This window comes from Microcoleus sp. LEGE 07076 (genome assembly GCF_015207455.1).
Taxonomy (GTDB): domain Bacteria; phylum Cyanobacteriota; class Cyanobacteriia; order Cyanobacteriales; family Microcoleaceae; genus Microcoleus.
Window position 1 is genome coordinate 1 of sequence record NZ_JADEWV010000062.1, and the last position, 19,813, is coordinate 19,813.

Below are 19,813 nucleotides of genomic sequence, written 5' to 3' on the forward strand. Positions count from 1 at the left end.
GTGGAACGGGCATCTTGCCCGTTTCAAAACTTGATTGAAAGGACTTTTGCAAAATATTTATTGCCTACCTACCGATTTCAGCTAATAACTGAATTCAGCAGCTATGTTTCCCACAACTTCCGGCGCACCTGCAATTAAACGCATATCTTCGCAGCCAACTGTAAGCAAGGGCTGACCTAAGTTTAAACTGGCAAAATGACTCTCTTTAGGTATTTTTACTTCGCCTTTAATCAAGCCGATGCGAGACTGGAACTCTCCTTTAAACATTAGCAAATTAGTGCGATCGGCGCTAAAAACATTTCCGCTAAAAGGTAGGGGAAATACAAAACTTTGTTGGCTGTAATTGAGACTGCACAGTTGCAGATTTCCTTGGCTAACTGTGACGCGGTAGCCTAGCGGTGATGCTTTTACCGAATCGCTGCCTTCCCAATTAAATTGAGCTAATTCTTTCGGAAGTCCCCAAATTTTGCGCCCGCCAGCTACTGAGTTAGGGTTGTCTACGTAGATGTGCGAAATCCAAGCGCCCCATTTTCCTGCATAACTGACGATCGCGCTTACGACAATTAACTCATTGTACTCCATCACTGAACCCAATCCGTAGGAGGATACATAAACTCCACCTAGGGTTTTTCCTGGCAATACAGAAACTATTTCTAACTCAGAGGGAACCAAGGGGCGCACCCGTGTCACATCTATTAATTGTAAAGTCTGAACAGCATAACCTTGCAAATTCCAAGGTGCAGGTGGATATACCATTTTCAGGGATTTTATGTGGGATATTTTATACTTATTTTAGCTTAGGGCATCACAGAGCAACAGTCGATCGATTGCGCGAGTATTTTGGGCCGCACGATCGCAAATTATACCAAATCCGGGTGAGTCATCCCCTTGATGATTCGGCGGTTGAAACCGCATCTACACAAACCAAGTCGGCCTGCGCCGACTGGTTCATAAAGGGTATCTAAAACGCGGATTTGGTATTAGCAGAATATTTTAATTCTGTAGGGGCGGGTTTCACCGACAATACGTGGCTGTAACTCAAGATTTAAATAAACTCGCCCCCACAAAGCGGTAAATCATCACGTACATTTTTGGGATTAGTATCGAAATAAAAGTTAACGCGGGTGATCTGTTGTGCGGGGGCGGGTTTATTGAGATTGTTAGCGGAAATTAGATCTTATTCCTAAAACCCGGCCCTACAGATACTATCAGCTTTTATCAGCTTTAGTTTGCGGTTAAAAACCTCCAAATTTACTTACTCGCATAACCCGTGCTTACCAAAAACTCGCGCAATTTCCCAAAGAATTGAGCGCGATCGCGCCCTTGATAAACTTTGTCCAACAATTGCCAACCTTCGGCCTCCTGGCCCGTGACATACTTGCTCGCCATGAAGGCCGCCAACACCCCTTTCACCTCTCCATTTTCGCTTAAGCGCTTCCTAGATTCCAGCCACAGTTCAGCGGAATTCGTGTATGCTTCCACCGGATACTGTTTGGTAACATCTTCCATTTTACCTTGGCGGTACTGCCAAATTTGCAGCGGTAAGCGAGAATCCGCATAATTGGTAAAAGCCTCGGCAAATCGTCCGTCTAGACTCTTAAATTCCGGGATATCGTTTTTGCCAAAATCGACAATTTCGTAACTCACATTGCCCCAAAAATGCTTGATATGAGTGTATTTTTTAGCGGTCTGGTCGTAGCGGTAAATAAACGAATAGTTGCAGCAGCGAACGCCACTTTTGATTGAGACTAAATCTGCCAGCACTTCCGGTTCTTTGTCGCCGTCTAAATCGCGGATTCGCACCGATAACAAACGCCCTTCCGATACTTGTTCGTTGGTTTTTTTGTCGGGATTGTCTACTAGAGAACGAGTGGGAATTAGCACTGGTTCTTCTAATAATATTTGACCGTTGCGGATGATTTTGATGCGGATATTTTTAGCATTTTCTCCTTCTTTTACGAAAGAAACTTCTGCCCGAACTTTCCCTGACTCCGAGGTTTCTGTGGTTCTGGGCCCGCCGACATCCGGCGGAACTTGCGCGATGTATTGCGAGGGAACTAAGGCTGTTTTGCCGGGTTTGGCGATCGCCTGACACAAGAAAGTTGCTACTTCGGCGCGGGTAGCATTGCGTGTAGGTTCTAGCTGTTTGACGGCGGGATAATTGACCACAAGTTGTTTTTCGGCGGCGGCGGCGATCGCATTTCTTGCCAATTCGGGAATGTCCCGCGCATCCTCAAAAGTCGCATCTAAAATTTCAGGCGCTGAGCCCGCAGGCGTATATTTCAAGCCGCTGCTTAATGCTACCAAAACCTGCCAGCGGGGAATGTTCAAAGTCGGGTTAAAAATACTACCGCTGTAACCGGATAGAAAACCAGTCTGATAAGCTTCTCGAATTGGTTGATAACCCCAGTAATTCGTGGGAATATCTGCAAAGTCGATTGGATTGCGGACGGTTTTTGCATCTGGAAAAGCTCTCCGCAGCATCGCCGCAAACTCAGCGCGGCTGACGGGGCGGTTCGGGCGAAAAGTGCCGTCTTCGTAGTAGCCACTGATGATTTTTTTGTCTGCTAATTCTTCTATGCAGGCTTGAGCCCAATGGTCTTTGACATCTTCAAATTTGGCTTGGGCCAATGCCGGCGCTACATTCAGGCCCGGAAACACTAAATTTCCGATGATTGTGCCCAAAGCTGTGACTAAAGCGATGACAGCTTGACGTTTGTGCGATCGAACCATAGAACAGCCTCCTCTACTTGTTTTATTTGCGATCGAAACCGAAGCAAATTTTATACAATACCAGGTATTTTACCTTGTTTTTGTTAACATACTCATGACTTGCGGATTTGCCGCCGCGCCGTGATTCCGACCGCAGCAATTTTTAACCTTGGCGATTGCTTCTGACAAGTGCGATCGTACAGACACCATTAGGGATAAACTTGTTCCCAAAGTCGATCCACCGTCACGAATTTGTAACCTTTATACAACAGCAATGGAATGATTTTATCAGCAGCAGCGGCAACATCTTCGCCGCCGCAATAGCCATCGTGGAGTACAATAATTGAACCATTTTCTGTTTGCTGTACGACACGACTAAGAATTTTCTTCACTCCCGGCCGCACCCAATCTTCCGGGACGACACTCCACATTACGGGACGATATTCCCACTGTTGCAATAACTCTAATGTTCGAGGCGTAAAAATGCCGTTCGGTGGCCGCACGTCTCGGATTAATTTTGGATCTAAATCGCAAGCTTTGCTAATTGCTTTCTGCGTGTCTTCTAAACTTTGTTTGAGTTCGTGGGTTTTGAGTTTGGGAAACGATATATGCTGATAGCCGTGGAGGCCGATCCAGTGTCCGCGATCGTACACTTCTTTAGCCGTTTCTGGATGCATGTCCACGCAAAAACCTAGCCAGAAAAAACTAGCTTTGATGTCGTATTTATCTAAAATCTTTAACAGTTGAGGTGTGTGCTGACGGTGCGGCCCGTCGTCAAATGTGAGGGCAATTTCTCGCCTGTTGATATCTCCCGTCCACAGACATCCGGGAAAAGCTGTTTTGAGAATCGGGTGAACGACAGGAAATAAAGGTGCTAGTGGCATTGGTTAATGTTGCGAAAGTGCGATCGGGTAGAAATGAAGCTGCGCTACAATAAAATAAAGTTAACTCAATCGAGGTTAATATGACAACTGCCGTTGATATAGGAACGCTAATTGTCCGCACGCCTGGAACTTGCGGCGGCCGTCCCCGCATTGCCGAAACTCGAATTACGGTAGAAAATATTGCTATTGATTTCAATGCTGGGCTGACTCCAGAAAAAATCCTTGATGAAAAACCGCACTTGACTTTAGCACAAATTTATGGTGCATTAGCCTACTATTATGCGAACAAAGACCAAATCGACGCGGATATAGCAGCATAAAATGCTGAGTGGGAGCGCTTGGAAGCAGAATCTATGGTAGGTAATTTATCGTGACTCAAATTCGTTTGTATCTCGATGAAGATATTCAGAAACAAGCTCTGATATTGGCTCTGCGAAATTCTGGAATAGACGTATTGACTACCTCAGAAGCTAACAAAGTCAGCTATTTAGATGAATAACAGCTAATTTGGGCAACTGAGCAAGGGCGAGTCATTTACAGCTTTAATAGGAGAGATTTCAGCAGTTTGCACAGTCAATTTTTAGCGGAAGATAGAAATCATGCCGGAATCATTCTTGCACAACAACAGCGTTACTCAGTGGGCGAGCAAATGCGAGGAATTCTGAATCTGATGGCTACTAAATCAGCAGAGGAAATGATAAATAACTTAGAATATTTGGGGGCTTATATCAGAGATGAATAAGTCTTTGTCAGAGTTGAGCGATCGCCCTTAAAAACTTGCTTAACTCTTTTGATAGAGCCTCAAACTATGTCCGATCGCATCAACCTCTATCTCAAGATCGATGCGATCGCCCTACAGTCTCCTCCTATACTAAATACCAGCACAACTAAGAGACAAATTATCAAGGAGGAACAATGACAGAGGAATATCTAGCAGAACGCACAGTTTCAGCCGTCTTTAAAGAAGAAGAACAATTAGACGGCGTGATTCGGCGTTTGCTCGATCGCGGAGTCTCCCGCGACCACATCTCAGTCATGGGAAAAAACTTTCAGTCTAAAACTAAAATTGCCGGCTTTCTTACCAAAAAAGATGTGATTTTAGGAGGCCTGCGTAGCGGGGCGATTTTTGGTTCCTTATTCGGTTCTTTTTTGGGTTTGCTAACTGGTGTTGGCGTGCTGTTTATTCCGTTTGTCGGTGCAGTAGTATCGGCTGGCCCGCTGGGTGCTGTACTGTTGGGTGCAGCTAGCGGCGCGATCGCAGGTTCGGCCGGTGCTGGTCTAGTTTCGGCTTTAGTCGCTTTGGGAATGCCCGAAGAGAAAGCAACTATCTATCAAACCCGCGTTGAAGCAGGCGAATTTCTGGTGATGGCTGAAGTTCCCGCAGATAAATCGGGCGAATTTCAACTATTGCTAGAAAGTGCAGGAGGCGAAGAAGTAGCTATTAACGAAATGACGCTGCCACGCGCCGTCAAAGGTCGCTGCAACAGTCCGGCAGACTTATCTCCAGAAGTGCGATCGCACTTGTCGGAAGCAGCTCAAAAAACCTTTATTGAATCCTACAACAGCGCATTTGATGAAAGCAACGACTCGATACAAGCCGAACACACTGCCTGGAATGCCATTCATCAACAGTATGAAGAAGATGAACACGGTGTTTGGACTAAGCAAAAAGTGACAGTCTAGTTACCAGAAAGTGGTAAACTCATAAAAGATAGAATCAAGCCTCTAGAATTTTGGTTCTAGAGGCTTGTGAAATTTTAGATTGTCAAAGACAGAATTTATAATAATTGCAAAATTAAAAAGAGTATTTTTGGTGAAGTCGGTATTACACTAAGTTGCGTTGTCAAGTATAATCTAGATGTTTACAATATAAACTTGGATTGTCAAATGCAAAAATACGTCTGTACGGTTTGCGCTTACGTCTACGATCCAGAAGTAGGCGACCCCGATGGGGGAATACCGGCCGGTACTGCCTTTGAAGATATCCCCGACGATTGGGTTTGTCCGACTTGCGGGGTAGCAAAATCCGATTTTGAACCAGAAGAATAAGCGAGAAGTAATTTGTCCGATCGAATTCTCAAAATTACAGTCATTGGCGGCGGCGCAGCGGGTTTTTTTAGTGCAATTACCTGCGCTCAAACTTACCCGCGGGCCCGCGTTACTTTATTAGAAGCTGGCCGCCAAGTCCTAGCAAAAGTTCGCATCTCGGGCGGCGGGCGCTGCAACGCCACTCACGCTTGTTTTGAACCGGGTGTTTTGGTGCAGAATTACCCGAGAGGAGGGAAAGCTCTGCGCGGTGCTTTTACTCGGTTTCAACCCCGCGATACAGTTGATTGGTTTGCCAGTCATTCTGTTAAATTGAAAACAGAAGCAGACGGGCGAATGTTTCCAGTTACCGACGATTCCGCGACAATTGTTAACTGTTTGATCCGGGCTGCTGAGGATGCTGGCGTGCAAATTCGCACGGGTGATGCGGTAGTTTCAGTCAAGAAATTAACATCGGATATCGGGGAGGAGGGACAGGGGGACACCGCCCCTACGTTTGAAATTGTGTTTAAGTCGGGGGAGGAATTAAAGTGCGATCGCCTTCTCCTGGCTACCGGCAGCAATCCCTCTGGTTTCAAGTGGGCAAAAGATTTAGGTCACACCATCGAACCGCCTGTTCCTTCTCTATTTACTTTTAATGTTTCCGATCGCAGAATTCAAGATTTAGCCGGAGTTTCTGTTGCGAATGCTAAGGTTAAATTGCCGGGGGCAAAATTAGAACAAAGCGGGCCTTTGCTAATTACTCACTGGGGTTTGAGCGGGCCTGCTGTACTCAAACTTTCGGCTTGGGGGGCGAGATTTTTGCACGATCGCCATTATCGAACATCTGTGCTGATTAATTGGCTTCCCCAGTACAATGCAGAAGTTTTGCGGCAGCAACTGCTAGGGGTTAAGTCGCAGTTGTCGCACCGATTAATCGTGTCTAGCTGTCCGTTTCCGATGCCGCGCCGCCTCTGGGAACGTTTGACAAGTTCGATCGGCATTGACGAGCAAAAACGCTGGGCTGACTTATCCAACAAAATGCTCGATCGCCTGCTGCTAGAACTCGTCCAAGGCGAATATCAAATAACTGGAAAAGGCGCATTCAAAGAAGAATTCGTCACCTGCGGCGGCGTTAATTTAAAAGAAGTGGATTTCAAGACAATGGAAAGCCGCCGCTGTCGGGGACTTTTCTTTGCTGGCGAAATCTTGGATATCGACGGCGTGACGGGCGGTTTCAACTTCCAAAGTGCTTGGACTACGGCGTGGTTGGCCGGAATCGCGATCGGCAAATGAACTCGATTTAGACTTGCCAATATTAAATTTTGTGTTATTTTTGAATGAAGCAGCACATTTTGTGATTCCTATTCAGCCTGTAGAAGAAATTCGCAGTTTTGCCTCCTGCAACATCGGGTCAGACACATGAAAAACTTAAAGCTGAAAACCCCAGAATTCGATCGCCACCCTGACAGCCATTTTGACTCACCTTTCATCGAAAACAATGGCTTGCTGGAATTCAACCCAGAATTCATTAAACCCGAATTTTTAAGCAACTGGACATTTGAGACAAACCTGTACGGCGAACCAGTTTGGATCGACCACTTTGTCATCACATTTCCCAGCCGCACCGAACTCGAAAACTACGCCAAATCTTTTCAGCCTTTCGGCGCCAAAACAATCGAAGGCCCAGACTTATTTCCCATTAACTTTTGTGCGGAAAACATTAATGTTCCCTCCGACTTGTGGCTGCATTTAATGACATTATTAATGCCAGCGGGAGGCTTAGTAGTATTAGATGCGCCCCACGCAGTCGGCGACCAAAAAGACCGCTTTCAGCGAGAAAGAGGATTAGAAGCAGTTCACCACGTCGCGATTCGAGTCGAAAAGGTGCAGAATGCTGCTACAATATGGCAAGATAAAAACTTCAAACCGCTATCAGAACGCCCTCTAGATTACGGCTCATTAACTCAGTGGTTTCTGCAAAACCCCGCGGGACAAATCATTGAATTAATTGAACGCCGCCCCGGCAACAACGCAACTTTCGACTGCCAAAATATATCAGGTTTGCGCCTCAGCGAAAAAGCAGGAAGTTCGGCAACGGATTCTGTAACAGATGTAACGGATATAACGGAGGTCAGGAAGAAGGAAGAGGGAACATCCATCAAATAACAAATAACAAATAACCAATAACAAACAACCAATTCCCAATTGCCAAATATATGGTTGCAATCAAAATCCCCAAAGTCACAATTCAACCCCCGACATTCAACTCAATTGAAGAAGAACGCTGCCACCGGAAACAGCGTTTAGCCGCCGCATTCCGATTATTTGCCCGCTTCGGATTCAGCGAAGGAATTGCCGGACACATCACCGTCCGCGACCCCGAACACCTCGACCATTTCTGGGTTAATTCCTTTGGAATGCACTTCAGTTTAATTAAAGTCAGCGACCTAATTTTAGTTAACCACAAAGGCGAAGTTGTGGAAGGAAACAAACCCGTAAACGAGGCAGCCTTTGCGATTCATTCCCAAGTACACGCAGCCCGCCCCGACGTAATTGCAGCAGCCCACGCCCATTCTCCCTACGGCAAAAGTTGGTCTAGTTTGGGCAGGATTCTTGACCCGCTGACTCAGGATGCTTGTTCTTTTTATGAAGATCACACTTTATTTGACGATTACACCGGAGTTGTTTTGGAAATAGAAGAAGCTAAACGAATTGCCAAAACATTAGGGGATAAAAAAGCGATTATTTTACAAAATCATGGACTTTTAACAGTCGGTCAAACAGTAGATGAAGCGGCTTGGTGGTTTATTGCAATGGAACGTTCTTGTCAAGCGCAATTAATGGCCGAAGCAGCGGGAAAACCGATTGTTATCAAACCGGAATGCGCGCATTTAACCGCGCAGCAAGTCGGATCGCACCGCATGGGATGGTTTAGCTTTCAACCGCTTTATGATACAGTTGTCCACCGGGAACCCGACTTTTTAAATTAAAAACCTGTCCGATCGCTCGATCGCAATAATAGATAATATCTGCCAACACTAATGAGTTCTCACAGGAGTTGAATTTAAAGTCAACAAGAGCTACAATCCCAATGTTGCTCGACCGTTTAAGCCATTGGGAGTCCGACTCATGAATGACATAGCGATTCAAAGAGTAAGTGAATTGGTAGACCGCCTCTACCGCACTGAGTCGCGTCGGATCTTCGCCACCCTGATTCGACTGCTGGGCGATTTCGACTTGGCCCAAGAGGCGCAGCAGGAAGCCTTTGCCGCAGCGGTGACACAATGGACGCGGGATGGTTTGCCCGCAAATCCCCGATCGTGGCTGGTATCTACGGGTCGCTTCAAAGCCATTGATGTCATTGTGTTCGTAAAGGTACGGTTGAAATTCGCCCGATCGTCCAACTTACGGGCTTGCCGTAACTACAAACAAAAAGGAGATCGATCGACATTCTGTAGTATTTCGCGAGCCGATCGCCACCAAGGTGAAATAGGACGAGTTTTTCTGAAAAAAGTTTGTTGGAGATGTCGATCGCGCCAACCTCTATTCGACTAATAGATAAAGCGAGAGTTATCCATCAATACCGTTGGGTTAAGCCAGATCCCCCCTAGCCCCCCTTAAAAAGGGGGGGACAAGAAGTTGCTCAAAGTGAATTTTTTTAAGGGGGATGCTGCAAGGGATATCCTCGGAGCCAACAGTTTTAACAATCGCGTATTGAGTTATCCATTGCCGATCGACTCTTGAAATCAATTAGGACATAAACTATGAAAACCGCAACGATCGCCACACGAGATGAAGCCAAAATTCGACAAATCATCGCAGATACAGCTAACGCAATCTGCGCCAAAGACCTCGATCGCATCGTGACTCACTACGCCAACGATGTCACTTTCTTCGATGTCAAGCCACCGTTCCAATCCAAAGGAGTCGATGCTGTCCGCCGCATTTGGGAAGCGTGTTTGCCTTACCTCCCAAACTCTTTTGAAATCGAGACTCAAGATATCAATGTCATCGTAAGTGGGGACTTGGCGATCGCGCATTGGCTTGGATGTTTCACTGGAATGCTAGCAGAACATCCAGCGATGCAGACTTGGATGAGGTTTACAGCCGTTCTCCAGCGAAATCAAGACAAGTGGCAAATCCTACACGAACATGGCTCAGTTCCTTTCAACCCTGAAACCTCACAAGCCGTATTTACCCTCTAAATCTAATCGAGATTTATGCAGATTGCCGTTTGAATCACCATCTGTAGGAGCAAATGGCATTTGCCCTTACCAAAATTGTCAACCCAAGGAGAACGAACGATGAAAGTAATGGTCGTGATTAAAGCCGATCGAGATTCTGAAGCGGGCGTGATGCCTAGCGAACAGCTTTTGACTGACATGGGGAACTACAACGAAGAGCTAGTCAAGGCGGGCATTATGCTTGCGGGTGAGGGACTGCATCCGAGTTCAAAAGGGGTGCGGGTTCGGTTTTCCCGAACGAATCGAACAACGATCGACGGCCCTTTCACCGAGACAAAAGAACTGATTGCAGGCTTCTGGATTTGGCAAGTGCAGTCGATGGCAGAGGCGATCGAATGGGTTAAATGCTGTCCCAACCCAATGTTAGGAGAATCGGAGATTGAAATTCGTCCGGTGTTTGAGGCCGAGGATTTTGGTGAAGCGCTGACACCCGAACTCAAGGAACAGGAAGAACGCATTCGATCGGCAACTGAAACGCTGAGAAATTCCTAAATCATGGGCAGCGATCGACTTTTTATAAATGATTTTCTCAAGAATTTGGCGACCTTCTTGGCGACCTTCTTGTATCCCTTTTATAACTGCACCGCGTTGGTCTTCAAAGAACATTTCCCGCTTTTCTAAATCTTCTAACTCTTTAAGGCTCAAATTAGATTTGTTGGCGATGTTAAAAGCTGTTTCAATTTCGGGTACTGATGCCAATTTCTCCGGTATATCTTCTAGTGCCGGAGCATTTTTGATAAAATAAATCCAGCTTTGAATCAGATTTTCAACTTCTTCCAATTTTTTCTGAAACTTCGGGAGTTCGACAAATACTAACTCGATTTCTCTATAATACTGGAAATTTTTTTCAACTTCTTTAAAAACAAAATGTGACCGAAACTTTTCAGTATTTTCAAACAAAATAAAATCGGTAATTGTGAGAGCAATGAGAGGATTTAATTTTGAGTAGCTTTCTCTCCGTTTGAGTTGAGTTGCGTAGGTTTTCGCTGCATTATATATGACGCGCTTAGTAAAAGCTTCTACATTGATGACCTGCATTTCGATAATTACAGTTTTGTTGCCTGTAATTTTTGCTTTGACATCTAGGTAAGTGTCTTTTAACCCAGTAACGCTAGGTGCGGCGTAGGGGTCGATAATTTCTAAATCTTTAATTGTCGGCTCCGCGTTGTAGAGCAGAGCATTGAGGAAGCTAATCAAAACTTCTTTGCTCTGCGGCGAACCAAAGATTTTTTTGAATCCAAAATCTGTCTTGGGATTGATAAAAATCATAAGTTATAATTAGTAATTGATATTTTATTGCGAGAATTAGAACATCACAAAATTCCTTCCATTTCTAAATCTTCAATTATCTGCAATCCGCGCGGGTCGCCGACTCGTAACAGGGAAGATTTTGCATCTTCCCGCACTCCCATATCTTGATCTTCTTCTAAAGATTCAATTAAAGCGTCGATCGCCCCAGCGTACACTACATTATTCGGCAGTTCCCGCGCTAGTTGCCCGATCGCCCAAGCCGAGTTACTCCGCACAGCAGACACAGCATCTCCCCGCAGCGATTCAATCAACGGCGGAATCGCCGCAATCACCACGTAGTAACCAACTTTTGCCATTTGACCCAAAGAACTCGCCGCCCACAAACGCACCGCCGAAATATCAGTTCTCAGAGCATCAATTAAAGATGGCAAAGCGCGGTGGTCTCTGCAATTTCCCAGGGCCCAAACTACCCCCTTGCGAACGTAACCGTTCCAATCGCGGTTGAGTTGGTCAATCAGCGGTTCCACAGCATCGGGACTCGGATTTCGCCCCAAAGCATAGGCCGCACTCACCCGCACCAAGGGGCAACCGTCTCTCAACAAATTAATTAAATACGAAATTGCTCGATCGTCCTGCAATTCGCAAAAAGCCCGCGCCGCAATCATCCGGTGCTGAGGTTCCGGGGATTCCAGCAAAGGCAGCATTTCCTCTGGATCTGGTAGCGGGGGTTCGGATTCGTCAAATTGATCCAAAGGGCTTTCCAGTTCCGTGTCAGTATCGAGGGCGTTGGGGTAGTCGTGATTGTTCATAAAAAAACTTTACCGCACTGAGGATGCTGCGGGTGCAAGTCTGTCAGCCGTCATTCGATTTGAGATTTGAGATTTTGGAGGCGACCCCACGGATAAATTCGGGGGTTTGAGGATTTTAGATTTGAGATGCAAGGATTGATTCGGCGGAGCGATCGCGTGGCGGGTACAACCTTTGAAATTCGCTTGTCAAAGTGATTTGTTCATCCAGACAGAATGGCTTTGATAGCCTAACTTTTGATAGAGATTCATCGCCGGCTGATTGCTCAGAAAAACTTGCAAACCAATTTGTCTGTCGCCCCTTTCGCGCGCCCAATTTTCAGCACGAACAACCAAAGCTGCACCCAGCCCCAGACGGCGGTGTTCCGGTGCTATGTAGAGCAAAAAAATGTGAGCGTGGCGCGCTCCGGTAATTTGGTCGATCGCATTTCCCAGCCACAAACATCCGACAACCGATTTGGGATTTGGCGCTTGAATTCTGGGATTGAGATACTCTTGGGGCGGAGCCGGCAAACTTTCTGCCTTTTCCGGGATGTTTTTCAGGCACTCTACCCACCAAAGCGGCGTCTGGTTAGAAAAATACTGCTCGACAGTTTGAGCCAAATGTCCCAATTCCCGATCGGGGTAAAGCTCTCCGTAAGTCCGGTGCAGGAACTTTAGTAATTTTGCCCGATCGAGGCGCGACCCCTCGCGCAACCAGTAGCCCGGTACTAGCTCGGCCGACATCAGCGGATTCCGACAGCGAGATGGGAATAATTTAAGCCCAAGAAAATTGGATTGACTGCTGCAGCTTGACGAGGCGGGATCGCTTCCTCAATCGGTGCCGGGGCAGCCATATCAGCCGGCAAAAAGATCCGAGCGCTGACGGATACCAGAGCCGCGAAAAATATTAATATCGCTATTAATGGAGCAATGTATTGACGAATGATAGCCATAACCGCAAAAAATTGATTCTTGAGTTTATCCTCTCAAGTGTATCATAAAAATCTTGTCAGTTATAATAGCTGGCATTGGACAATTAGCTTTCTCCGAGAGCCACCGCAAATACCAACACAAAAAAATCTAACATTATGAGTGCCTCGCCTGCTGTTTATGAAGCTCTTGCTAAATCAATTATTTTTTTGAATCAAAAGCCCAACGCGCAAAACGAAGTGGCGCGTTTCCTGGATACTAACAACTACTATATCGATCGCATATTCGACGACCCAGAAACCGGGTTTTATGCGATCGGCTTCGGCTCGTCCGACTCCCAAACACCGCCAGTCATCGTATTTAGAGGTACAGATTTCATCGACGGCGACGCTACGTTTTCCGACTCCCGCGACATCGGTTTACCAGAATTTGAAAAAAACAAAGATAGCATCAAAAACTGGCTCGCCGAAATCACTCAAGATACTGCCAAAAACCCCAACAAATTATTGCCAGATGTTGTCGGTCACAGTTGGGGCGGAGCAGTCGCTCAAATCGTAGCAACCGAATACACATCTGCAACCGGCGATATATTTACCTTCAACTCTCCCGGAGTCTCAGCGAGTACATTCAGCACTTTTCGGAAAAATCTCAGCAGAGTTGGCAACAAAAATGTCAGTCACTACATTGTCAGCGGAGATTTCGTCAGCTTGTTTGGTGAAGCATTTATACCGGGAAAAGTATTTATCCAAAGTTTTACCGACCCGAGCATCAATCCCTTAACTGTTTTGGCAAAACATCGAACCCAAAATTTGTTAAGCGCTCCGCCCGCCGATTTTTTCCAGAGGCAAATTTCCGTAGATGACTTAAACAATCCCGACTTTTCTTATAACGACAACGACTCAGATTTTAACGAATTTATCGGTGCCCTAAATTTTGCCCTGCCAAATGTGTCAATAGCAATCAGAAAAAGAGCGGGTGCAGAGAGTTTGAGAACAGCACCAGAATTTTCTTTTGTGCAGTTAATCAGACAAATGCAATACGGTTTAGCTCCTCTGCAATCGAATTATTTATTGGGCGACGCTCGCAACAATACTGCTACCGGTGGCAAGGGCGAGGATACAATTATCGGCAGCGGGGGTAACGATACTCTCAGAGGCAATAGAGGTAATGACAGCATCACCGGTGATGGCGGTGACGACTTCTTGTACGGCGGCAGAGATAACGATTATTTGGAAGGTGGCGACGGAAACGATTTGATTTCCGGCGAGTTTGGCAGCGATATTTTAATTGGCGGTGCGGGGCGCGATCGCTTTGTATTGGAATCCGGCGGCGGAGCAGATGTAATTGTCGATTTTAAAAAGGGTGAAGATTTAATTGCACTGTCACGGGGGCTAACTTTTCCTCTAATTAGAGTCAGCCAAGGTGGTGACGGAGCTTTAATTACTATCCCGATTACTGGCGAAATTATTGCTACTCTCAGAGGTGTGCCGGCGAGCGACATTACGCAGCCTGATTTTGTGCAGCTTTAGTAGGACGAAAGTTTGTAGTTTTGGTAGCGCAAAAACTAAAAAATCTTCGCAAAAAAAACTCATTTTTTTGTACTAATCCCACTGGAAAAGAGTAGAGTTTTTAATAATTTAACAACGGCAAAATTGGCAGATTAATATTGTTAATAAACGCATTCTGCTGTAAGATAAGTTAAGTAGCTTAAAAAGCAATTCCCAATCAAACGACAGGAAATAAAAAAATATGCCATCCTCGCCCGCCGCTTACGAAAATATAGCCAAGCAACTTGTTTACATAGATAACAACCCCCAGCTTCAAAGTGTAGTTCAAACTGCTTTGAGCGCCACCGGCTACCAAATCGATCGCACCTTCGACGATCCAGGAACGGGATTTCACGCGATCGGATTAATATCCACCACCCCAGACAAACCGCCAGTTCTAGTATTTCGGGGCGTTGACGAAGCGATCGACGACGTTGCCACCACAGACCCGCGAGGCATCGGTTTCAACCAATTTGAAGCAAACAAACAGGCATTAGGAAATTGGCTGGCACAGATCGGTCAAGATACAGCAAAAAACCCCAACCGCTTGCCGCCAGACGTTCTCGGACACAGCTTGGGCGGCGCTTTAACCCAGCTAGCAGCCACAGAATTCACATCTGCGATCGGAGATATTGTCACCTTCAATTCTCCCGGAGTTGCTCGCAGCACAGTCAATACTTTTACACAGAAAGTCGGCGCTACCAAAAATGTAACTCACTACATTGTTAGCGGAGACTTTGTGAGTCTGGGAGGAGAAGCTTTTCTGCCAGGAAAAGTTTTTTTACAAACATTTACCAACCCGATTATTAACCCACTATTAGTCTTAGACAAGCACAGGCAAGCAGGCTTATTAACGACTCCTCCTCCCGGCTTTAGTCAGACAGAAATCTCTGTCAACCAATTGAGCAGTCCCACTTTTACTTTTACAGATTCAGATTATTTAGAGCTGTTAGCCGGATTGAATTTTGCGCTACCACAATTAGCAGCCACACTGCAATCGCGTAGCACCTTAGAGCAATCGAGAACTGCTCCGGGAGCATCCTTTTTTGGAAACATTTTTGCTATCCAAAATACTCTCAATCCATCTCAACCTAATTATTTATTAGGCGACGATGCCAACAATACAGCCACAGGTTTTGCCGGTGACGATATTATCATTGGCAACGGGGGAAACGACACTCTTGCCGGCAGTCGCAACAATGATATTATCAGCGGTGGCATCGGCAACGACCTGTTGTTTGGAGGCAAAGGAGATGACAATTTGAATGGGGGAGAAGGGGACGATACACTCGTTGGTGGATTGGGTGCGGATCTCTTAATTGGTGGCAGCGGACGCGACATATTGGTGTTAGGAGCAGGCGCGGGTACAGACTTACTTATAGACTTTCAAAAGGGCGAAGATTTAATCGGTTTGACCAGAGGTTTGAGCTTTAACCAATTGAGAGTTACTCAAGGCGATGTTGCAACAACGATCGAACTTACCAGTACCGGCGAAATTCTTGCCAGTATTCCCAGCATTTCCAGGAGTCCGCTAACAGCTAGCGATTTTATTTCGATTTAATTGGCCGCTGGCTAATCATGCAGGGTGCGCCGCCAGCAACGATTGATTTGGTTCGTAGTGGGGAATGCGAGTCCACAGAATTTGGCGGACTGAAGTCCGCACTACGAACCTTGCTTATTGCGGTTCGTAATTCCCTAATCTAGATCGTCGAGTCCGGGCCTCGGCATCGGTAAAACCTTGCTTTTATTTAGCTGTCGCAAACACATCCAGCCAACGACAGCAGCAGTTAAAGATACCCATCCCGTTACAGGTTGCAGCAGCAAAAATCCGCCGATCGCAAACATCGATCCAAACATTAACACAATCGCCGCTAATACCCGTTTGAGGTCAGTTGCTAAATCTTGAACCGGTTCTAAACCAGTGCGATCGCGCTGTTTTTTCCAACCTGGCCCAGCCGGCCGCACCCGGCGGTAAAATTCATCAAGAGTATCGTCAGATTCCGCAGGAGTCAGCAGCATAGCCGCTATCCACATAATGCCAACTGTCACCGTAATAAACGTCAAACGCAAACCAAAGTCTTGAATTTGCAAAGCCGGCACAACGCTAGTAGTCAAACCCACCACAAAACCGCCGAGAATTGCCGTCAGTTCCGCCGCCGCATTAATTCGCCACCAAAACCAGCGCAAAATTAACACCAATCCCGAACCAGTCCCGATCGCAATTACCAACCGAAAAACCGTCGCCACATCCTGAGCAAAATAAGCTGCTACTGCACCTAAAGCAGTGACGAACAGCGAAGAAATTCTTCCCGCCCATACGAGTTCTGCCTGAGTAGCATTTGGCTTAAAAAAGCGGAGATACAAATCATTAGTTACGAAAGAAGCGCCCCAATTAATTGAAGTAGAAACCGTACTCATAAAAGCTGCCAGCAGCGAGGCTACGACTAACCCCAAAACAGCAGGCGGCAAAAAATCTAGCATCAATTTCGGATAGCCCAATTCTTTGTCTTGTAAATCTGGATAAACTGCGATCGCCACCAAAGCTACCAAAATCCAAGGCCAAGTCCGCACCACGTAATTCAAAACATTAAACAGCCAAGCCGACTTTTCCGCCTCCGCCTCATCTTTTGCCGCGATCAAACGCTGAATGAATTCGCCGCCGCCGTCGCTGCGTCGCCACGACCACCACTGAATACCAATATAAGCTAAAAACGTACTCGAAGTGATACCCGCAGCTTCACTCCACTGAAAGCCACCAGCCCCAAAACTGAACGGAAAAAATGACAGGACATCTTGTTTTGTAGCTTGCTGTACGGCAGGAATTAGGGCGTGAATTCCTGGAACGCGATCGCTGCCAAGAGCAAAAAACGCTACTAAAATAGCACCCACAATTGCCAAAATCAACTGAAAGAAATCCGTAGCAACCACGCCCCACAAACCAGCAAAACCAGCGTAAATTAAGACCAAAAAACTAATCCCGAGAACGCTCAAAAACTTAAGATTTTGTCCCGGTTCAATCCCAAAACCCTGCCAAATTTGCAAAGCATCTACAACTTTAACTGCTGCCAGCATTGCGTAACCAATACCGATGCAATTGATAGGAACAGCAAACAAAAATGCTTTCGATGCCCGCAAAACAGCCGCCGTTTTGCCGCCGTAGCGAACCTCAGTCAGTTCCGCATCGGTAATCACTTCCGAACGCCGCCACATTTTAGCAAAAATGTAGACCATAATAATGTGAGAAATGCCGAAACTCCACCACTCCCAATTGCCGGCAATGCCCCGGTTGCCGACGATTCCGGCGATATAGAGGGGAGTATCGATCGAAAAAGTAGTAGCGGCCATGCTGCTACCTGCCAGCCACCAAGGAAGGGAACGCCCAGATACAAAAAAATCTACCATACTCTTCGACCCTTTGCGGGAAAGATACAAACCCAACCCCAGGGAGAAGACTAAGTAAAGCAGGACAATTAACCAGTCAATTAGTTGCATAGATTCACGTTGAAACGGTAATTGGTAATTGGTAATTGGTAATAGCTTGAGAGCCTGCATCACTTACATGAGAACTGCTATCTTGATATTAACGCCTAGAATAGTTTACAGTCTCCCGTCTTAATTCCAGTATATTTTTGTAAAAAAAGGTTCGTAGTGAGGACTAAAGTCCTCGGATTTGCGGACTAAAGTCCTCACTACAAACTGGATCGATCGCCCTCAAGCGCCTTGCGGATAAAGTCTATAAAATATTACCAAATAAATAATTTTTTCTCTACCAGTTCATCAATCTCTTGCTGCGCGGGAAATATTTCTCCTACTTCACTACCAAGCAAGAGTAATTGCTCTAAACTAGGATACTTCAAATTGCGTAAATCAGTAGCATTAACTTGAGTATTGCCGTTGAAAAGGCGAAAAAACGCATCTACCAAGCTTGAATTTAAATAAACAGCCAATCCCCGCGCGAGGGTGAGATTTAATCCGCGTCCTTGTTGGTGAAAGTAATTTAAATGATTCTCAAAACCAACTTGAGAATATTTAATTTTATTGGCATCCCAAACAACTGCTACGATTCGCTTTTTCTCTTCTTTCGATGAGACACGCTTGCTCAAAACGTAATGTTCGTTAGGGACGAGCAATCGAGCAGTTTTGTCCGTAACAGCTAAAGCTTGATGCTTTTTTGTTGTTGTGGGATATTGAACACAACCAGCAGAAAAGTGTGCTGGATAAATCAGTGGCACAGTACCAGTCTCTGCTTCCAAGCGCAAGTCAGAGCAAACGCGAAAATCTACAACTTTTCCGGTTGAAACCGTTAACATCAAATCTGCCAAAGTGCAAGTAAATTGTGCCATTCTTTCGACAATTTTCTGACTGATAGAATCTGGCAAAATCCGAATAAATTGTTCTGAATCGCTGGGATTAACTAGCTCGTCATAGCGCAGCGAGTGAGATAAAATTAGTTCGTCATCCGCGCTGGTGCTTGAGGTAATCGTTACAGTATCTGGCTTTTCTATTTGTTTAGTAGCGCGAATAATAATTGTTTCTTGCAAAACAGCATCATCGCGAAATATTTCCTGTCGCGATTCAAAGATATGTATTTGGCGTAAAGCCATCATTTGCAGGAAGACTTTACGAAAATCTCGAAAGTATAAACCGTTGCAACAACTGCGGGGAGTAATTGACACTAATTCACCGTTTGGTTTGAGCAGTTTGGCTGCTGCAACGGTGAAGCCTGTGTAGAGATTGCCGGTTTCTACTCCTATAGAACGCAGCCAGGTACGAACTTGGGATTTAGCTGGGATTTTAGCATAGGGAGGATTGATGATTGCATTGGTGAATTCCAGTTTTTTTGAGTTTGTAAATAGATTGGGATTCAACATTTCAGCAGATTCTTGAATGAAGTCAATTTTGCAAATTTGACTGGTAAATATTATGCCAGAGTTCTGACATTCAATCCTGCACAATTCTAAGGTTTGCTTGAGGTAGTCAATCAAAATAATATCAATTTCATAAGCTGTAACCTGTAGGGTTTGCGGTTTGTTTTGGCGCTGACAAAGCTCGCAAACAACGGCTGCTATCAGGGAACCAATACCTGCACCGGCATCTAATAATGATATATCGGGACACTTGAATTCAAACATTCCCGCCATCAAACTTGCGACTGAGGAAGGTGTCAAAAATTGTCCTTTTTCTCCTCTCTGGTTTTGCTGCAATTTTTGGGTTGCTTCTAGTCGCAGGAGGTCTATTCTATCGAGTAAATTGCTGGCTGTTGTGTTGCTGTCGCCCGGAAGGGCTAGGGTTTGAAAGTGCGGTACTATCATTTGTTGAGAAAAGTGCGTTAGCGAAGCTTGCAGAAGAGGATCGCCAGTTCAGATTATTTTCGTCCAAACTTGCACCGATGTGCGAAAATGTCAACCGGACTCTCAGACCAAAAGTCC

General features: G+C 45.7%; 22 protein-coding genes and 1 pseudogene. 14 read left to right on the top strand and 9 right to left on the bottom strand.

The genetic code is table 11. The features are described 5' to 3' along the window. Nucleotides 1-81: 81 nt before the first annotated feature. The 3 genes from IQ270_RS12640 to IQ270_RS12650 all read right to left on the bottom strand — a co-directional run bounded on the left by IQ270_RS12640 (nucleotide 82) and on the right by IQ270_RS12650 (nucleotide 3,596). Nucleotides 82-756, bottom strand: coding sequence for an acetoacetate decarboxylase family protein (locus IQ270_RS12640; RefSeq protein ID WP_193973557.1), 675 nt, complete (start codon nucleotides 754-756; stop codon nucleotides 82-84). A gap of 495 nt (nucleotides 757-1,251) precedes the next feature. Continuing rightward, nucleotides 1,252-2,733 carry an S-layer homology domain-containing protein gene (locus IQ270_RS12645; RefSeq protein ID WP_193973558.1) on the bottom strand — a complete coding sequence of 494 codons (1,482 nt, stop codon included), beginning with the start codon at nucleotides 2,731-2,733 and terminating at the stop codon, nucleotides 1,252-1,254. A gap of 188 nt (nucleotides 2,734-2,921) precedes the next feature. Beyond that, nucleotides 2,922-3,596, bottom strand: a complete 675-nt coding sequence (locus IQ270_RS12650) for a polysaccharide deacetylase family protein (RefSeq protein ID WP_193973559.1) — start codon at nucleotides 3,594-3,596, stop codon at nucleotides 2,922-2,924. 80 nt (nucleotides 3,597-3,676) lie between these two features. On the opposite strand from IQ270_RS12650, the gene IQ270_RS12655 reads away from it, so the two are divergent. The 12 genes and pseudogenes from IQ270_RS12655 to IQ270_RS12700 form a co-directional block, all read left to right on the top strand. Further along, nucleotides 3,677-3,916: a DUF433 domain-containing protein gene (locus IQ270_RS12655; RefSeq protein ID WP_193973560.1), complete on the top strand. Its 240-nt coding sequence runs from the start codon at nucleotides 3,677-3,679 to the stop codon at nucleotides 3,914-3,916. A 50-nt stretch (nucleotides 3,917-3,966) separates the two neighbouring features. Then, a complete protein-coding gene (locus IQ270_RS31895; RefSeq protein ID WP_255532418.1) occupies nucleotides 3,967-4,095 on the top strand; it encodes a hypothetical protein in 129 nt (42 codons plus the stop codon). A gap of 66 nt (nucleotides 4,096-4,161) precedes the next feature. Beyond that, nucleotides 4,162-4,338 carry a hypothetical protein gene (locus IQ270_RS30990; protein WP_228056304.1) on the top strand — a complete coding sequence of 59 codons (177 nt, stop codon included), beginning with the start codon at nucleotides 4,162-4,164 and terminating at the stop codon, nucleotides 4,336-4,338. 48 nt (nucleotides 4,339-4,386) lie between these two features. Continuing rightward, nucleotides 4,387-4,515, top strand: a complete 129-nt coding sequence (locus IQ270_RS31900) for a hypothetical protein (RefSeq protein WP_255532419.1) — start codon at nucleotides 4,387-4,389, stop codon at nucleotides 4,513-4,515. Further along, nucleotides 4,512-5,279 carry a ChaB family protein gene (locus IQ270_RS12665; RefSeq protein ID WP_193973561.1) on the top strand — a complete coding sequence of 256 codons (768 nt, stop codon included), beginning with the start codon at nucleotides 4,512-4,514 and terminating at the stop codon, nucleotides 5,277-5,279. Before IQ270_RS31900 ends, IQ270_RS12665 begins: the two co-directional genes overlap by 4 nt. A 204-nt stretch (nucleotides 5,280-5,483) precedes the next feature. Next, complete coding sequence (gene rd / locus IQ270_RS12670; RefSeq protein ID WP_193973562.1) at nucleotides 5,484-5,645, top strand: rubredoxin; 162 nt, start codon at nucleotides 5,484-5,486, stop codon at nucleotides 5,643-5,645. Between the two features lie 12 nt (nucleotides 5,646-5,657). Next, nucleotides 5,658-6,917, top strand: a complete 1,260-nt coding sequence (locus tag IQ270_RS12675) for an NAD(P)/FAD-dependent oxidoreductase (protein ID WP_193973563.1) — start codon at nucleotides 5,658-5,660, stop codon at nucleotides 6,915-6,917. Between the two features lie 126 nt (nucleotides 6,918-7,043). Then, a complete protein-coding gene (locus tag IQ270_RS12680) occupies nucleotides 7,044-7,790 on the top strand; it encodes a hypothetical protein (RefSeq protein WP_228056305.1) in 747 nt (248 codons plus the stop codon). Between the two features lie 50 nt (nucleotides 7,791-7,840). Beyond that, the gene (locus IQ270_RS12685; RefSeq protein WP_193973564.1) at nucleotides 7,841-8,614 is read left to right on the top strand and encodes a class II aldolase/adducin family protein; all 774 of its coding nucleotides are present in this window, start codon (nucleotides 7,841-7,843) and stop codon (nucleotides 8,612-8,614) included. A 139-nt stretch (nucleotides 8,615-8,753) separates the two neighbouring features. After that, nucleotides 8,754-9,179: a sigma factor gene (locus IQ270_RS30995; RefSeq protein ID WP_228056306.1), complete on the top strand. Its 426-nt coding sequence runs from the start codon at nucleotides 8,754-8,756 to the stop codon at nucleotides 9,177-9,179. Nucleotides 9,180-9,388: 209 nt separating this feature from the next. Beyond that, on the top strand, nucleotides 9,389-9,829 hold the full coding sequence (locus tag IQ270_RS12695; RefSeq protein WP_193973565.1) for an SgcJ/EcaC family oxidoreductase: 441 nt from the start codon (nucleotides 9,389-9,391) through the stop codon (nucleotides 9,827-9,829). A 150-nt stretch (nucleotides 9,830-9,979) separates the two neighbouring features. Beyond that, nucleotides 9,980-10,207, top strand: a pseudogene (locus IQ270_RS12700) (YciI family protein); the annotation flags it as partial. Nucleotides 10,208-10,231: 24 nt separating this feature from the next. On the opposite strand, the gene IQ270_RS31000 reads toward IQ270_RS12700, so the two are convergent. The 4 genes from IQ270_RS31000 to IQ270_RS32290 form a co-directional block, all read right to left on the bottom strand. Continuing rightward, entirely contained in the window at nucleotides 10,232-11,137 is a 906-nt protein-coding gene (locus IQ270_RS31000) for an Rpn family recombination-promoting nuclease/putative transposase (protein ID WP_228056307.1), read from the bottom strand. 44 nt (nucleotides 11,138-11,181) lie between these two features. Beyond that, on the bottom strand, nucleotides 11,182-11,928 hold the full coding sequence (locus IQ270_RS12705; RefSeq protein ID WP_193973567.1) for a HEAT repeat domain-containing protein: 747 nt from the start codon (nucleotides 11,926-11,928) through the stop codon (nucleotides 11,182-11,184). A 186-nt stretch (nucleotides 11,929-12,114) separates the two neighbouring features. Next, a complete protein-coding gene (locus IQ270_RS12710; RefSeq protein WP_193973568.1) occupies nucleotides 12,115-12,651 on the bottom strand; it encodes an N-acetyltransferase in 537 nt (178 codons plus the stop codon). After that, on the bottom strand, nucleotides 12,651-12,860 hold the full coding sequence (locus tag IQ270_RS32290; RefSeq protein WP_339384143.1) for a hypothetical protein: 210 nt from the start codon (nucleotides 12,858-12,860) through the stop codon (nucleotides 12,651-12,653). The genes IQ270_RS12710 and IQ270_RS32290 overlap by 1 nt, the downstream gene beginning before the upstream one ends. A gap of 135 nt (nucleotides 12,861-12,995) precedes the next feature. On the opposite strand from IQ270_RS32290, the gene IQ270_RS12715 reads away from it, so the two are divergent. Further along, entirely contained in the window at nucleotides 12,996-14,366 is a 1,371-nt protein-coding gene (locus IQ270_RS12715) for an Mbeg1-like protein (protein ID WP_193973569.1), read from the top strand. A gap of 220 nt (nucleotides 14,367-14,586) precedes the next feature. Further along, the gene (locus IQ270_RS12720; protein WP_193973570.1) at nucleotides 14,587-15,945 is read left to right on the top strand and encodes a calcium-binding protein; all 1,359 of its coding nucleotides are present in this window, start codon (nucleotides 14,587-14,589) and stop codon (nucleotides 15,943-15,945) included. Between the two features lie 134 nt (nucleotides 15,946-16,079). Here IQ270_RS12720 and IQ270_RS12725 read toward each other — a convergent pair whose 3' ends face one another. Further along, nucleotides 16,080-17,876, bottom strand: coding sequence for a sodium:solute symporter family protein (locus tag IQ270_RS12725; protein WP_193973571.1), 1,797 nt, complete (start codon nucleotides 17,874-17,876; stop codon nucleotides 16,080-16,082). Nucleotides 17,877-18,127: 251 nt separating this feature from the next. Continuing rightward, nucleotides 18,128-19,696 carry an Eco57I restriction-modification methylase domain-containing protein gene (locus tag IQ270_RS12730; protein ID WP_228056308.1) on the bottom strand — a complete coding sequence of 523 codons (1,569 nt, stop codon included), beginning with the start codon at nucleotides 19,694-19,696 and terminating at the stop codon, nucleotides 18,128-18,130. Nucleotides 19,697-19,813 lie beyond the last annotated feature (117 nt).